This window comes from Nocardia sp. NPDC019219 (genome assembly GCF_040632645.1).
In the GTDB taxonomy this organism is placed as follows: Bacteria; Actinomycetota; Actinomycetes; order Mycobacteriales; family Mycobacteriaceae; genus Nocardia; species Nocardia sputorum.
This window is the reverse complement of the sequence record NZ_JBEYCG010000001.1, coordinates 396,085-411,919: the sequence shown is the minus strand read 5'-3', so window position 1 is coordinate 411,919 and position 15,835 is coordinate 396,085. Positions and strand designations below refer to the sequence as shown.

Genomic DNA, 15,835 nt, shown 5'->3' with positions numbered 1-15,835 from the left:
GAAGGTCAGATCATGGCCACCGGGCTCAGGGTCCCCGCGAGGTACCGTGCCCGGCACTCGCCGCGGCGCAATTTCCCGCTGCTGGTCTTGGGAATCCGTCCCGCCTCCACGAGCAGCACCGCTCCCGGCATCACCTCGTGCGCGGACGCGACCGCGGTGCGGATGCGCCGAGCCAGGGCGAAGAGTTCGATGGGCTCGCGTCCGCGGGCCGTGACCAGTTCCGCGACCACGACCAAATCCTCCCGGAGCCCGTCGTCGTGCCCGAACGCCGTCACATGGCCCGATCTGACCTCCGGAGCACATGCCTGCACCGTCGCCTCGATGTCGGCGGGATAGTGATTGCGTCCGTCGACCACGATGACGTCCTTGCGGCGGCCCGCGATATAGAGCTGCCCTTCGTGCTGGAACCCGAGATCCCCGGTGCGCAGCCAGCGGGCGCCGCTTCCCGGCACCGCGGCGCCGAAGATCTCCGCGGTGGCGTCCGGCCTGCCGAAATAGCCGTCGCAGATATTGTCTCCGGCCACCCAGATCTCGCCGACGCGTCCCGCGGGCAGCACTGTCCCCGCCATCGGATCGATGATGCGCAGCTCCTGCCCGACGGGTGCGCCGCACCCGACCAGCGGCACACCGTCCCCGGCCTCCACGGTCTCGGGTAGGGCGACCGCGCGCCCCTCGGCCAGCGCCGCCCGGTCGAATCGGTGCCACACCGGGGCCGCGTGCTGATCGCAGACGGTGACCGTGAGGGTGGCCTCGGCCAAGCCGAAGCCGGGGGTGTGCGCGTGATGGCGGAAACCGTACGGGCCGAAGGTCTCGGTGAACGCCTCGAGCACGTCGGCGCGCACCGGCTCGGAGCCGTTGAGCACGATGTCGAGTCCGGACAGATCCAGCCCGGCTCGCTCGGCTGGGGTGGTGCCGGTCACCGCGAGTTTCAGTCCGAAATTTGGGCATCCCGTGGTGCCGGCGCGGTAGTCGGCGATCGCACGCAGCCACCGGGCGGGGCGCTTCACGAACTCCGCCGGCGCCAGCGTGATGCCGTGCACGCCCAGGAACAGCGGCAGCGCGAGGCCGAGGATCAAACCCATGTCGTGGAAGAACGGCAGCCAGGTGAGAATCGGCCGGTCGGCCGCGCCCGACACGGCGTGCCCGAGCTGCGTCAACGCCGTGGCGAGGTTCTCGTGGGTGACCCGGACGCCCGCGGGAGACTTGGTCGAACCGGAGGTGTACTGCAAGTAGGCCAGCTCGTCGGATACCGGATCTATGACCGGTGCGGCAGCGTCCGACGCGCCCGCTTGCGTGCCGAAGCGCGTCTTCAGGGATCCCGCGTACTGCGCCGTTCCCGTCGTCGCGGCCCCCGGATACGCGCTGATCATTTCAGCTGAATCCTGTTCAGGGACGAAGGAAGCCGACGCCACGGTGAGTACCCGGCCCAGTGCGGGCCCGAGGACCGGCGCGGTGATCTCGTCGTGCGCCGAGATCAGGCCGAGCGTGGGCCGGGCGTCGGCCAGCACGGCTTGCAGACGGTCGCGGTTGCGGGTGCCCGCGGCGGGGAACAGCGGCACCGCGACTCGATTGCTGTACAGGCAGGCGAGAAATGCCACCGCGTAATCGATTCCGTGGGCGCACAGGATGCCGACCCGGTCACCGGGCGCGCTCTCCTGCCGCAACCGTGCCGCCAGCGCGCCCGCGGCGGCGTGCAAACCGGCGTAGGTGAGCGTGACGGGCTCGCGTTCCCGGACACGGAAGCGCAGCTCGGTGCAGGCGGGCTCGTCCGGCCGCGTGGCGGCCCACGCGGCCACCGAAGTCGCGAGGCCATTGCCCGCCGGGTGCTCGGCGCGGGTCACGACTCGTCTCCGAGGTTCGCCGCGACCCGATCCAGCAGGGCCGCGCCGAGGGCGGTGATGGTGGGGTGCTTGAACAACTCCGCGGTGGCGATACGGACGCGCAGCCGCGCTTCCAGGTTCCGTCGCATCTCGATCGCGAGCAGCGAGCTGAGCCCGAGGGTGTTGAAGTCGGCCGCCGGGTCGATGCGTTCGGCGGGCAGATCCAGCGTGCTCGCCAGGACACGGCGGATGGTCGTGGACAACGGTTCGGCGGGCTCGGGTGTCGCTGCCGTCCGGGTGGGGTCGGGACGCGAATCGAGCGTCGGCGCGAGCAGATTCGCCAACCGCACCGCGACCGGGGAGCCGTCGGTCGTCGGCGTATGTTCCAGCGCCAGCAGATAGGGGCCGTCATACCGCAGGGCCTGGGACAGCACGGCGCTTCCGTGCCGCACGTCGAACGCGCCGACGCCCGCTCGCCGCAGATGACCCGCTCCGCCCGCCGCCGCGGCGAGACCGGCATCCCACAGGCCCCAGCCGACGCTCAGGACTCGTCTGCCCGGATCACGCAGTGCGAGGGCGTCCATGGCCGCGTTGGCGGCGGCGTAGGCGGCCTGCCCCGGCGCTCCGAGCGCACCGGTGGCCGAGGAGAACAGCAAGACGAAGTCGGTGGTGTCGGTGGCGGTGAGTTCGATGAGATGGCCCGCCGCGGTGGACTTGGGCAGGAACATCCTGGCCAGCTGGCCCGCGGTGACCGCGTCGAACAGGGCGTCCTCCAGTACTCCCGCCGCGTGCACGACGCCGCGGATCACCGAGTCGGAGGCTCGGATATCGCTGAGCGCGTTGGCCAGGTCGACCCGGTCGGCGGCGTCGCAGCGCACCACGACGATGCGGTCCTCCAAGCCGTCGAGCAGTGCGGGTACCGGGCGCGGCGCCCGGGTCAGCACCACCACGTCGCGCGCGCCCGCCTCGAGCAACCAGCGCACGGCGACCGAGCCGAGCGCGCCCAACCCGCCGGTGACGACGTAGGTTCCGCTCGGGTCGATGCCTGCCACCGGCAGCGCGCGCGCTCGCGCGGGCGTGAAGCGCCGCACGGCGACCTCGCCCGCCGACAAGCGCAGCTCGCCGGGAATCGCGCTGTCGGCAGTCGTCGCCAGGCGGGCGAGCAGCGGCAGGTTCCTGAGATCCGGGTCGGTCCAGATCAGCCGCACCGGCCGGTCCGTCTCGAGCTGGAGGGAGCGCACCAGCCCGGCGATGGCCGCGGGGACGACCGGGGGCACCGCGCCGGGCTCGTCGGCTCGGGAGACCGGCAGCACGACCGTCATGGAGGCGGTGGCGTCGTGGTCCGAGATCACTTGCAGCAATTCGAGAACGCGACCAGTCGTCGCGGCGGCGCTGTCGTCGCGCGCGCCGGAGTCCGCGGGCCACACGGCCACTACGCCGTGGCCGCCGCCGCGCCCGGTCAGGACCGCGGTGACGAGCGGGCTCGCGTCGTCCGGTTCACGCGCGATCCGTTCGGTCGGCAACTCGGCGTCCAGCGCGCGGGCGAGCCGGACCGCGAGATCCGACGCGCCCACCACCACCGCGCGCCGCACGAGGGTTCCGGCCGGGCCGCCGATTCCGAGCGAGCCGGGGTCGTGCGGTTCCCAGACCTCGTGGCGGAAGGGCGCGGTCTGCGGGGCACGGGCCACGCGAAGCCCGCCGGGGCTCTCCTCGTCCGCCGCGTCGGCGTAACGGACGTGCACGCCGGAGAAGGCGAGACAGGGCACGCCGTGCTGGTCGGTCGCGACGACGTCGCCGACCAGCCCGGTGTCGCTGCGCTCCCGGATCAGGGCGTGTACCTCGAGCACGTGGCGATTCGGCTCGTGCGACAACCAGGCCGCATCGATGCCGATCGGCAGCGGAATCGACGTCGTGGGCAGTTCATCGAACACCGCCGCGGCGAGCACTTGGAGACAGCCGTCCAGCGTTGCGGTGCGATGCAATTCGGCGGCGTCGAACAATCCCAGCGCACGTCCGGTGCCCGCGGCGATGCCGCGCAGCGTGCGGAACCGGGGCCCGTACTCCAGCCGCCTGCGGCGCAATTCCTGGTAGAACGCGCCGGTGGTGACCACTCGCATCTGATGCCGGGCGGCCCGATTTGCGTCGACCACCCGCATCCATGCGACGATATCCGCGGGTGTGGGGTCACCGGCGGGCCGGGCCGAAGCCAGCGTCCCGGTGCCCGTGACCTCCGCCCGTACGCTTTCCTCCGGCCCCGGTCCGCGATAGACGACCGCGGGCAGAACGCTCGAATCGGTCCGCTCGTGCACGGCGAAGTCGGCCACGGCGGCCGTCCCCGCGGTGTCCCGGGCGAGGTGCAGCAGCCTCCGCAGCCAGAAGACGGCGGGGACGATGTTGTCGCCCTGGACCACGTGATCGGCGAGATCCTCGGCCTCGAAGGCGGTTTCGGGGACATGCGCGCTCGCGGGCCCGGCCACCAGCAGCGGGAACTTCCGCTTGCGCCACCGCCGCGGCGCGGGCGTGGTGAAGGGGCCGACCGCCGACCAGTCGATCGGACGCCCCTCCAGGTACAGGCGGGCCACGCCGGCGAGGTAGGCGCTCGCCTCGTCCTCGCGCACGGCAACGGAATGCGCGCCGTCGCGAAAGTCGGGGTACTCCCGCACCGCCGGGAGCAGCACCGGATGCGGGCCGATCTCGAGCACGGTCGAGAATCCGTCTTCGGCCGCGCGCTCCAGCGCGGCCGCCAGTTCCACCGTGCCTGTGGCGTTCTCGGCCCAGTAGTCGCGGTCCATGACCGCGGTGGTGAGTTTCACGCCCCGCCGCGCCGTCGAATACACCGGCAGGCGCGGGACGAGCGGTGCGATCTCGGTCAACGCCCCGACGAACGGCGCGAGCACGGTAGCGACCTGCGGGCTGTGCGCGGCGAAGTCGACCGCGAGCCTGCGCGCGAACATGCTGCGGCGCGTGGCCCGCCGCACCAGCGCGTCGACATAGCGCGGCGTCCCGGAAACGACCACCGATCGCGGGCCGTTGATCGCGGCGATGGCCACCTCCGCCCGCATCGGTTCCACGAGTCTGGCGGCTTCGTCCGGGTCCGCCTCCAGCACCGCCATCGCGCCGTGCCCGTCCAGATGCGCCAGGGTCGCGCTGCGCAGCACCACCACGCGCGCGGCATCCGCGAGGGACAGCGCGCCGCTCCCCGCCGCCGCGGCGATCTCGCCCGAGCTGTGCCCGGCCACGGCGTCGGGACGAATCCCCCACGTCTCCAGCAACTTCGCCAGCGCGATCTGGAACGCGAACAAGGCGGGCTGCACCAGATCGGTGGGTTGCGTCTCGCCGGCCGAGGTGAAGCCGTGGCGTGGCGTCCACACCCGCGGCCCGCCCGCAGTCACGATCGCGTCGGTCGCCTCGGCGAGCGCGGCGGCGAAGGCCGGATACCGCGCCGCCAACGCGCGGCCCATCTTCGGATGCTGACCACCTTGTCCGGAGAACAGGAACAACAGCCCGCCGCGGCGTCGGTTCGTCACCGGACCGAGCGCCGCATCGGTATCGCCGCGGCCGAACGCGCGCAGCCGGTGCACCGCGTCCGCGTGATCGTGCGCGACGATCGCGGCCCGGGTCGGCTCGGAGATCGAGCGCGCCGCGGCAGACACGAACTCGGGCAACGGTGGCCGCGCCTTGTCCAATTCGTCGGCCAACCGGAGTGCGCGTTCGCGCAGTTCCTCGTCGTCGCGTGCGGTGAACGGCAGCAGCATCGGGAAATGGTCACCATGATCCGGCCGGGTCGGCGGGGTGCCGCGCAGCACGATGTGCGCGATCGTGCCGCCGAATCCGAACGAGCTGACCCCCGCCACGCGCTCCGGCGCGGCCACCCGGCTCCAATCCACCGGCTCGGTCGGCACACGCAGCCCCCGTTCGGCCAAGTGCAGCAGAGGGTGCTCGGTGTCCAGGTGGATGGTCGGGGCGATCACCCCGTGGTGGATGGACAGCGCGGTCTTCACCATCCCGACGACGCCGGCGGCGGCTTCCAGATGTCCGATGTTCGACTTCACCGAACCGATCCAGATCGGGTCGCTCGCGCCGTCGCCGAGCGCGGCCGCGAGCGCGCCGACTTCCACCGCGTCCCCCAGCGGCGTTCCGGTGCCGTGGCATTCGATGTACCCGGCGCTGCTCGGCGCGCGCCCGGCCCGCGACCACGCGGCGCGCAGCGTCTCCTGCTGCGCGCGGCCGTTCGGGGCGTACAGGCCGTTCGAGCGCCCGTCCGACCCGACCGCGGTGCCGACGATCTCCGCGTACACCCGGTTGCCCTCGCGCACCGCGTCCGCGCTGCGTTGCAGCACCACGACGGCGCAGCCGTCGCCCCGGGCGTAACCGTCGGCGGTGGCGTCGAACGGCGCCGACCGTCCGCCCGGTGACAGGAAACCGCCCCCGGCAAGGTAGTTCGAGGTGTGCTCCAAAAGCACCAGATTGACGCCGCCCACGATGGCGAACGGCACCGTGCCGTCGGCCAGCAGCCGGACCGCGAGGTCCACCGCGGCGAGCGAGGACGAGCAGGCGCTGTCGAGCACCAGGCTCGGCCCGTGCAGATCGAGCACGTACGACAACCGGTTGGCGATGATGCTGAGCGCGGAGCCGGTCACCGCGTAGGGGGCGTCGTGGCCGGCGCGGCCGAGCACCGCGATGCCGTGGTCGTACCCCGACGCGCCGAAGACGACGGCGGCGCCGGAACTCCTGGCGCGATAGCCGATCCCGGCGTCGTCCAGCGCCTCGACCGCGACTTCCAGCGCGAGCCGCTGCTGCGGGTCCATGACCGCCGCCTCGCGGTCGGAGATGGCGAACCAGTCGTTGTCGAAGGACTCGACGTCGTCGAGGTACCCGCCGCGCCGGGAACCCAGCCGCCCGGCGGGCGGGGGGGACGTGGCGTCGCAGCCCTCGACCAGCAGCCGCCAGAACTCGGCGGCGCTCGCCGCCCCGGGCAGTCGGCAGCCGATGCCGATGATGGCGACGGGAGGATGCGAGCCGGCGGAATCCGTGGGCGCGCCGCTCATCGCATCGCGAGGTACTCGACAAGCTGTTCGATGTCCGGATGGTCGTAGATCGCGGTCAGCGGAACCTCGACTCCCATGGCGTCTTCGAGATGGGCGGTCAGCCTCGCGAGCTGTGTGGAACCGAGGCCGAGATCGGTGAAGGGCGAGCTGGTCGACACCGCGGCGGCGTCGACGCCCAATAGGTCGGCGACAGCAAGGACGGCGGCGCAGGTGAGCACGGCGCGCCGGCTACGACCCAGCGAACCATCGTTCTCCGGTGCACCGCGGTGCCCGTCCGGAAGACTGGGCCGCATCGCGTTCTCCCTCCCCGTCTCCCCGGCTGCTGTCACTCACTCGAGAACGGTACCCCCGCGATTATGCCGGAGAAATCGCCCGGAGCAAGGTCGCATATCCGCTGCCAGCCCGGCTCTTTCGCGAACGGCGGTGATCGCATACCGTGGCACCGTGACCGAACCGGACAGCGGTGCCGCCACCCGTGCCGAGCGCACGCCCACTCTGCCCGTCCTGCTGCGCTGCTGCGCCGCCTTGGCGGCCACGCCGGGCCGCTTGTTGCGGCCGCGCCGCCCCGACAAGGAGCTCCTGGCGAATCTCGAGGTGCTGCCGCCGCCGGCCGCGAGCGCGACCGTCCGGCTGACCGTGCTGACCCAGGCCACCATGTCCGCGCCGACCACCATCGTGGCCGAGGGTGTGCGCAGCCTGCGGGAGATGCGGCTGTCGATGGCGGCGTTCCTGGTCGAGCATCCGAAGGCGCGCTTCCTGATCGATCCCGCCCTGTGCGCGGGCGTGCACGATCGCGTGCTGCCCGAACTGCCGTTCCCCGTTCCGCTGCTCGTCGCGCCGGACAAGCCGGTGCTCGGCCTGTCCGACGCGCTCGCCGCGCACGATGTCGCGGGCGAGGACATCGATTTCGTGGTGCCGACCCACCTGCACTGGGACCATGTGTCCGGCCTGCTGGAGTTGCCCGCCTCGGTCGAGATCCGCCTGCCCGCCGCGGAATACGACTGGGCGCTCGGCGGTCCGCACGCTCCGGCCGGCGTGGCGCGTGGCCCGCTGCGAGGGCGCGACTTCGACCGCTTCGAACTGGACGGACCGCCGGTGCTGACCTTCCCGCGCAGCAAGGACCTGTTCGGCGACGGGTCGGTGCTGCTGGTCGATCTCGCGGGCCACACGCCGGGCAGCATCGGCGTGCTGCTCGCGGTGGACGACGGCAGCCGTGTGCTGTTCGCGGGCGATGCCGTCTGGAGCAAGTTGCAGGTCGACCTCCTGCGGGAGAAAGCGCCGATGCCGGGCAAGTTGTTCGACGCCGACCGCGACGCCGCCTTTGCCACGATCCACCGTCTGCACGCGCTGCCCGACGGCATCGAACTCATCGCGAGCCACGACTACGCCGCCGTCACCGCCCGCGCGGCCAAGTGATTCCGGTCAGCCGACCACCACGGTGTCGGCGAGCCGGGCCGTGATCAGCTCCTCGGCCTCGGTGACCATCCGGCCGATCAGCTCGGCGCAGGTCGGGATGTCGTGGATCAGACCCTGGCACAGGCCGACCGACCAGATGCCCGCGTCCAGGTCGCCTTCCTCGAACACGCGGCGGCCGCGCGCTCCCGCGACCAGATCCCGCACGTCGTCGAAGGTGCCGCCGGCCTTCTCGATCTCGACGACCTTGCGGCTGATCTCGTTGTCGGCCACCCGCGCGGTATTGCGCATGGTGCGGAAGATGAGCTGGGTGTCGCGCTCGGAGTTCGCGACGATCTTCTCCTTGACCTTCTGATCGATCGCGGACTCCTGGGTGCACAGGAACCGGGTGCCCATGTTGACGCCGTCCGCCCCGAGGGCGAGCGCGGCGACCAGGCCCCGCGCGTCGGCGATGCCGCCGGAGGCGATCATCGGGATGCTCAGTTCGCGGGCGGCGGCCGGGATGAGCACGAGGCCGGGCACGTCGTCCTCACCGGGATGGCCCGCGCACTCGAAGCCGTCGATGCTGACCCCGTCCACGCCGATCCGCTCGGCTTTCAGCGCGTGCCGCACGCTGGTGCACTTGTGCAGCACCTTGATGCCGGCGTCCTTGTAGTAGGGCAGGAACGGCTCCGGGTTGCTGCCCGCCGTCTCGACGATCTTGACGCCGCTGTCGATGATCGCCTGCACGTATTCCGCGTAGGGCGGCGGATTGATCGAGGGCAGGATGGTGACGTTCACGCCGAACGGCTTGTCGGTCAGCTCCCTGGTGCGCGCGATCTCGCGGCGCAGGTCGTCCGGGGTCGGCTGGGTCAGGGCCGTGATGAAGCCGAGCCCGCCCGCGTTGGCGACGGCCGCGACGAGCTCGGCCCGCCCGACCCACATCATGCCGCCCTGCACGATCGGATGTTCCACCCCGAACCTCTCGGTGAACCTGGTCCGCAGCATTGCGCTTCTCCTATGTCTCGCGCGGGCGTGCCGGTTCGCCCGTTGGGGTCGATGGTGACACGATAATCACCCCGCCTTCAACTCATAAGTGAGCCGAGGTTCGCATATTCGATGATCTTCGTCGGTATGGTTTCCGCACCGTGAGCGGACTGAAGAGACCAAATGGCCTGCTAGAAGGCGTATCGCCGGGCGGGGTGCGTAGTCAGGCTGATTAACCTGGATTCATTCCGCAATCCCTTGCCGGGCGTTTAAGTTAGTTGCTATTCTGCACCCGATTCAGCCCGTCGCCGCCGTCGGACCACCCGGCGGGCCGATGGCGGTCCGAGAGGAGTTCGTGGCAATGACCACCGGGGCAGCAGCGCTCGACGAGCCGATCAGGTCGCGGCGCAACCACTGGAACAACCAGATCGCCGTGCACGCGCAGATGCGCCCGGACGCGGTCGCCGTGCGATTCCGCGGCGTGGACACCACCTGGCGGCAGCTGCACGAGCGGTCGCTGAAGTTCGCCGACGGATTGGCGCGCCGAGGCGTCGGATTCGGCGACCGGGTGCTGATCCTGGCGCTGAACTACCCGGAATACCTGGAAGCCGTGTTCGGCATCAACGCGCTGGGCGCGATCGCGGTCCCGGTCAACTTCCGCCTCACCCCGCCGGAGGTCGCCTACATCGTCAGCGACAGCGGAGCCAAAGCGGTCGTCACCGACACCGTCTTGCAGCCGCTGGCCGCCGCCGTACAGGCACAGGCGCCCGCGCTGGAGACCCTCGTGGTGATCGGCGGCGCGTCCGCCGACGGCGCGATCGGCTTCGACGACCTGCTCGCCGAACCGGGTGAGCCGCATACCCCCTTGGACATCCCCGAGGACACCCCCAGCCTCATCATGTACACCTCCGGCACCACCGGAAGCCCGAAGGGCGCGGTGCTGACCTACGCCAACATGAACGCCCAGGCGCTGACCTGCATCCGGGCGCTGGCGCTGGAACCGGATTCGATCGGGCTGTGCACCTCGCCGCTGTTCCACATCGCCGGCCTCGGCAGTCTCGCACCGGCTTTCCTGCTCGGCTCGAAGACGGTGCTGCATCCGCTCGGCGCCTTCGACGCCGGTGAGTTCTTGGACGCGCTGGAGCGCGAGCAGGCCACCTCCGCCTTCTGTGTGCCCGCGCAGTGGCAGCTGGTCTGCGATCATCCGACGGTGAAAGACCGCAAACTCGCGCTGGAAGTGCTCAGCTGGGGCGCGGCGCCCGCCTCGGACACCGTGCTGCGCGCGATGGCCGAATGCTTCCCGAACGCGTTCAACGTCGCGGTATTCGGTCAGACGGAGATGTCGCCGATCACCTGCGTGCTGGAGGGCAAGGACGCCATCCGCAAGCTCGGCTCGGTCGGCAAGGTGATCCCCACGATTCAGGCCCGCATCGTCGACGACGAGATGAACGACGTCGCGCCCGGCGAGGTGGGCGAGATCGTATACCGTGGCCCGACGCTCATGCAGGGCTACTGGAACAAGCCCGAGGCCACCGCCGAGGCGTTCGCGGGCGGCTGGTTCCACTCCGGTGACCTGGTCCGACAGGACGAAGAGGGTTTCGTCTACGTGGTCGACCGCAAGAAGGACATGATCATCTCCGGCGGTGAGAACATCTACTGCGCCGAGGTGGAGAACGTGCTGTTCGCGCACCCGAAGATTCGCGAGGCGGCTGTGGTCGGCCGGGCGCACGAGAAGTGGGGCGAGGTGCCGGTCGCGGTGGTCGCGCTGCACAACCCGGACGACGAGCTGACCCTCGCCGAGCTGGAGCCGTTCCTCAACGAGAACCTGGCGCGCTACAAGCACCCCAAGGACCTGGTGCTGCTCCCCGAGCTGCCCCGCAACGCGAGCGGCAAGGTGGTGAAAGTCCAGTTGCGCAAGGACTACTCGTCCTGATCGGCCGACGCGTTCGTTTCACGTGAATCGGACACTGGGCGCGGGCGCGGATGCGTAAGGTCGTCACATGGCGATCCGACGCATCCGCGCCGCCGTGCTGGCGCTGCACTGGCAGGTGAATGTCATTCGGCCGGAAGGGTTTTTCGGACCCATGCTGGCCGCGCCCGTGGCGGCATCCGGTGTGGTGTCGCGGGCGACGGACTTCCACGCGGCGGCGTCGGCGGCAGGGGTGCCGGTGATCTTCACCAGGTTCACCATTCCGGTCGGCGAGGGTGAGCTGGTGCGCAACACCGGATTCATGCGCTCGGTCGGCGCGGCGCAAACCGAGTTCCGGCCGGATTCGCCCGGCGCCGCGATCATTCCGGAGATGGCGGCGCAGCCGACGGAAGTGTTCGACAATCAGAAACTGTCCGGCTTGGCGGGCAGCAAATTGCCGGAGTGGTTGGCGGATCAGGGTATCGAGACGCTCCTGCTCACCGGCGTCGCGACCAATCTCACCGTCGAGCAGACCGCCCGGCACGGCACCGATCTCGGCTTCACCGTGCACGTGGTGGCCGACTGCGTGGCCGCCGCGGGCCCGGAGGCGCACGAAGCCGCGTTGGCCAACCTCGAACTCGTCACCGCGGGCAGCGTCCGCGCCGCGGACGCGCTGGAGCTCCTCGGCCGCTGAGCGACGCGCGGGCTGACAACCGGCCTGCCGCCGCGCCCAACTCCTTGGCAGAACAGACGAGCTCCACTCGAGCGGGTCGGCCGGTGGCGAAGCAAGAAGCGTCTGCGCGAAAGCGATGGAAACCCGCAGACAGGACACCGGAGAGCGCGGCTCAGTCTCGCGCCCGATCGGCCAAGCCGGGGCCGACCAGGCGCACCAACCGGTGGTACGCCTCCTCGGCCGAGAGCGGTGGATGCGGTTCGGCGATGGCGCCGAGCAGGCCGACCACACCCCAGGACAGGAACGTCACGGTGGTCGCGAACTCGTCCTCCGGCATCGCCAGCCGCTCGCCCAGCCGCTCGGCGAGGATCTGCGCGACCATTACCCGCGTGGTGCGCAGCAGCACGGTGCCGCTCTTGCGGCCGAGCAGCGCACGGTAGATCTCCGGATGAGTTGCGGCCAGGCCGAATAGCGTGCGCACGGGGGCGAGCAGCTCGGGAGCGTCGGCGTCCGGCTCGGCCGCGGCCATGGCGGCGCGTAGGTAGTCGGTGCTGCTGCGCAGCAGGAGATCGTCCTTGTCGCGGTAGTGCGCGTAGAACGTCGACCGCCCGACGTCCGCGCGATCCAGGATGTCGCGGACGGTGATCCGGTCGTACGAGCGCTCGATCATCAGCTCGATCAGCGCCCGGTGCAGCATGGCTCTGGTGCGGCGCACCCGGCGATCCGCGGTGTCTTGTTCTTCCGGCACGGTGCCTCCCGGACAGATGTTTCCTATGCGTCCGGTTCCGGACGGATCCCGGGGCATTGCCCCTGGTCGGCAGCGCGACGGCGGCAGATCCTGAACTCATGTCCCGAAACGAACCACAGTCTGCCATCACTTCGCACGACGACGTCGGAGTCCTGCTCACCCAGCCGCGCCGTTACCGCGCGTTCAAAGCCGCTTTCCTGCTCGGCGGAGGAGACCGTCTGAACGCCCGCCTCGCCGGACTGGCTCGTCCGGCGCCCGACGCCGATGTCGTCGACGTCGGTTGCGGCCCGGGCGACCTCGCTCGGGTGCTGGCGCGCCGAGCCGGCCGGGTCATCGGTGTCGACCCGGCGCCGCAGATGGTCGACTACGCGACCGCGCGTTGCCGCGACCTGGCGAATTGCCGATTCGAACGCGGTACCGCGCAGTCGCTTCCGCTGCCCGACGTATCGGCCGATCTGGTGACCTGCACCTTCGCCATGCACCACATCCCCGCGGCGCACCGTGCCGATGCCGTCGCGCAGATGTTTCGGGTACTGCGGCCCGGCGGCCGGTTGCTGCTCGCCGACACCTATCCGACCGACCCGCTCCGCTCCACCGCCGTGCGCGTGATGGCCCGGTTCGCGGCCCACCGCACCCACGACACCGGCCACGGCGACGACCACGGTGATCCCATGGCGGGCATCGACATTCGCCGGTATCGAGACATGCTGGAGGCCACCGGTTTCGAGGACGTCGAGTTCGTCGTCGTGCGTCCCGCGACCGGCGTCCTGTCGGCCACCAAGCCGCGAGCCGTGCCGGACCGAACCTAGATCAGGTCCTTCTTCGCCAGCCAGCGCATGGTCGCCCAACCGCAGAACACCGGAAGCCAGCAGGTGAGCACGCGGTAGAGCAGCACCGAGGGCACCGCGATGTTCGCGGGCAGCCCGAAGGCGGCCAGGCCGCCGATCAGCGCGGCCTCGACCGCGCCGACGCCACCCGGGGTCGGCGCGGCCGAGGCCAGGGTGCCGCCGATCATGGTGACGATGGTGACGGTGATGAAGGTGGTGCCGCCACCGAACGCCTCGACGCTGGCCCAGAGCGCGCCGGCGAGGCCGAGGGTGATCGCCGCGCAGCCGAGGACGATCACCGCCGAACGCTTGGGGTCGCGGGCGAGGTCGGCGAGCTCGCCGAGGACCTCCTGCAGTTGCGGGCGGACCGCGTTGTTCAGCCAGCGGCGCAGTTTCGGCACGAACATGAACGTGCCGACGATGCCGACGCCGACACCGGCGAGCAGGTACAGCACCGTGGCGTCCGGGACGAAGTGGGACAGATCGGTCGAGGTGCCGGCCAAGATGCTGAACGCGAGCAGCAGGCTGAGATGGGTGATCACCTGCACCGCCTGTTGCAGCGCCACCGCCGCCGTGGCGCGCACCGCGCCGACGCCGCCCTTCTGCAGGAATCGCACGCTGAGCGCGAGTCCACCGACCCGTGCGGGCGTGGTCGTCGCGGCGAAAGTGTTGGCGACCTGCATGATCACCAGGTTGCGGAAGCTCACCGCACCGGACGCGCAGGCCCACAGCGCCGCCGCCGCGCCGACGTAGGTCAGCGCCGAGACCAGCAGCCCGGCCAGCGCCCACCACCAGTTGGCCGTGCGCAGCTGGGTGAAAAAGGTCGGCACGGCGCTGATGAACGGGTAGGCGACGTACACCAGGCCGATCAGCAGCACCAGCTGGATGATCTGGTTGCGGGAGAACCGGGTGATCTGCTCGGCCTCGATCCGGTCCTGGCCGGTCTGTCTGCGTACCTCCTCGCGGGCGTCGGAGAGCGCGGCCTTCCATTCCGGAACCGCTTTGCGGATCCCGGTCGGTATGGCGGACTTGGTCAACCTGCTCGCGGCAGCGAGCACCCGAGCCTCCCCCAGCGTTTCGATCGCCGCCCGCACCGTGGGCTCCTTGCCGAACGTCGCGGTGGTCGTCACCAGCAATTGGGCGATGTCGGATTGCAGTTGCGCGTCCGACGCTCCGTACTCGGCGTTGCCGAAGCCGCCGAACAACGTGACGCCGTCGGCGACGCGGATGTCGACCGGCCGTAGGTCGCCGTGCGAGATCTGTTTCCGCTGCAAGGTGTCGAGCGCCCGCCACACGCCGGGCAGCACTTCGGCGGATTGTTCGGTGAGGGCCGTCCCGCAGGGCTGGGTGCGCGCGTACAACATCCAGCCGCGCGACAGCGCGGCGACCGCGACCGGCGTGCAGCTGCCGAGTCCGAGATCGGCGACGGCGATCGCCATGAGCGCCCGGTGCTCGACCGCGCGATGCATGGAACCGTGGATGGCCGCCGTCTCACTGGAGCGGAACGTCAGCCACCGCCACAGCTGCCGCAGGGCGCCGAAACTGCGCTGATTCTTGCCGAACATCTCGACGACGAGCTCGCGTTCCGGCCCCTCGACGGCCGCGGCGAGCACCAGCGGCCCGCGGCCCGCCGGATGCACCACGGTGAATCCGGTGACCGTGTGCCCGCGTCGGGCGAGCAGCCGGACGGCCGCGTCGAGCGGGACCTCGAGCGCGGGCGTGCCGACCACGAGCACGATCACCGCCCCGACCAGCCAGCCGACCGCCAGCCCGAACATCGCCCGGGCGGGCACCACGGTGCTGACCGCGAGGTGGATCGGCGCGAACGCGAGCAGCAGGAACCACAGCCAGCGCCGCGGCCGGACGGGCAGCCACGGGCTGGCGACGGTGAGCATCGCGGCGATCATCGCGATCCAGCGCGGGTCGTCGAGGAACTGGGACAGGAAGGTGTCCAACCGGTCCGGCACTTGCATATGCCATTTCGGCGCGGACAGTCCGGTGCCGGTGATGGACAACAGCAGCGCGGCGACGGCCCCGGCCGCGGCGTAACCGGCGAGCAGCTTCCATTGCCTGCCGATGATCAGCTCGATCAGGATCGCGAAGGGCAGCGCGAGGATCGCCATGCCGTAGACCAGGTACACCAGGTTCGACTGGTCCGGATTGAGGAAGCCGACGATCTCGGAGACCGACTGTTCCAGCGCCAGCCATTCCGGGCGGGTGATCAGGGAGGCCGCGATGACGACCGCCACCCAGAGGGCCGCGAGGACGACCCGGACGATGTCGCTCGTGCGGCGGATCAGCGGCTGTAGCATGCTGCCCGTGACCGGGATCTCTCGCCCGTCCACTCGCATGCGCGCCCGCCTCTCCGGGTACTCAGGCCGTACTGGTTGGGAGGCGCGAGACCCGCCTTCAGGTCTTGCGTTGAGCGCCA

Annotated in this window: 10 protein-coding genes; 4 read left to right on the top strand and 6 right to left on the bottom strand. The window is 70.7% G+C overall.

All coding sequences use genetic code 11. From position 1 onward, the window contains the following. Positions 1-5: 5 nt before the first annotated feature. The 3 genes from ABZ552_RS01925 to ABZ552_RS01915 are packed head-to-tail and all read right to left on the bottom strand — an operon-like array spanning position 6 to position 7,161. Positions 6-1,841: a fatty acyl-AMP ligase gene (locus ABZ552_RS01925; protein ID WP_357435223.1), complete on the bottom strand. Its 1,836-nt coding sequence runs from the start codon at positions 1,839-1,841 to the stop codon at positions 6-8. Next, complete coding sequence (locus tag ABZ552_RS01920; RefSeq protein ID WP_357435221.1) at positions 1,838-6,868, bottom strand: SDR family NAD(P)-dependent oxidoreductase; 5,031 nt, start codon at positions 6,866-6,868, stop codon at positions 1,838-1,840. The genes ABZ552_RS01925 and ABZ552_RS01920 overlap by 4 nt, the downstream gene beginning before the upstream one ends. Continuing rightward, positions 6,865-7,161 carry an acyl carrier protein gene (locus ABZ552_RS01915; protein WP_281876427.1) on the bottom strand — a complete coding sequence of 99 codons (297 nt, stop codon included), beginning with the start codon at positions 7,159-7,161 and terminating at the stop codon, positions 6,865-6,867. The genes ABZ552_RS01920 and ABZ552_RS01915 overlap by 4 nt, the downstream gene beginning before the upstream one ends. Before the next feature lie 151 nt (positions 7,162-7,312). Between ABZ552_RS01915 and ABZ552_RS01910 the strand changes: the two genes are divergently transcribed. Next, positions 7,313-8,284, top strand: a complete 972-nt coding sequence (locus ABZ552_RS01910; protein ID WP_281876425.1) for an MBL fold metallo-hydrolase — start codon at positions 7,313-7,315, stop codon at positions 8,282-8,284. A gap of 6 nt (positions 8,285-8,290) precedes the next feature. Here the strand turns inward: ABZ552_RS01910 and ABZ552_RS01905 are convergent, their stop codons facing one another. Then, the gene (locus ABZ552_RS01905; protein ID WP_281919348.1) at positions 8,291-9,268 is read right to left on the bottom strand and encodes a nitronate monooxygenase family protein; all 978 of its coding nucleotides are present in this window, start codon (positions 9,266-9,268) and stop codon (positions 8,291-8,293) included. Positions 9,269-9,608: 340 nt separating this feature from the next. Between ABZ552_RS01905 and fadD5 the strand changes: the two genes are divergently transcribed. Further along, positions 9,609-11,180, top strand: a complete 1,572-nt coding sequence (gene fadD5 / locus ABZ552_RS01900; RefSeq protein WP_281876421.1) for a fatty-acid--CoA ligase FadD5 — start codon at positions 9,609-9,611, stop codon at positions 11,178-11,180. A gap of 67 nt (positions 11,181-11,247) precedes the next feature. After that, positions 11,248-11,850, top strand: a complete 603-nt coding sequence (locus tag ABZ552_RS01895) for a cysteine hydrolase (RefSeq protein WP_281876420.1) — start codon at positions 11,248-11,250, stop codon at positions 11,848-11,850. Positions 11,851-12,001: 151 nt separating this feature from the next. On the opposite strand, the gene ABZ552_RS01890 is transcribed toward ABZ552_RS01895, so the two are convergent. After that, the gene (locus tag ABZ552_RS01890; protein ID WP_281876419.1) at positions 12,002-12,577 is read right to left on the bottom strand and encodes a helix-turn-helix domain-containing protein; all 576 of its coding nucleotides are present in this window, start codon (positions 12,575-12,577) and stop codon (positions 12,002-12,004) included. Positions 12,578-12,675: 98 nt separating this feature from the next. On the opposite strand from ABZ552_RS01890, the gene ABZ552_RS01885 reads away from it, so the two are divergent. Continuing rightward, positions 12,676-13,386 (top strand): class I SAM-dependent methyltransferase, encoded by a 711-nt coding sequence (locus ABZ552_RS01885; RefSeq protein ID WP_281876418.1) that lies wholly within the window; start codon positions 12,676-12,678, stop codon positions 13,384-13,386. On the opposite strand, the gene ABZ552_RS01880 is transcribed toward ABZ552_RS01885, so the two are convergent. Continuing rightward, positions 13,383-15,755 (bottom strand): lysylphosphatidylglycerol synthase transmembrane domain-containing protein, encoded by a 2,373-nt coding sequence (locus tag ABZ552_RS01880; protein ID WP_281876416.1) that lies wholly within the window; start codon positions 15,753-15,755, stop codon positions 13,383-13,385. The genes ABZ552_RS01885 and ABZ552_RS01880 overlap by 4 nt on opposite strands. Positions 15,756-15,835: the final 80 nt, after the last annotated feature.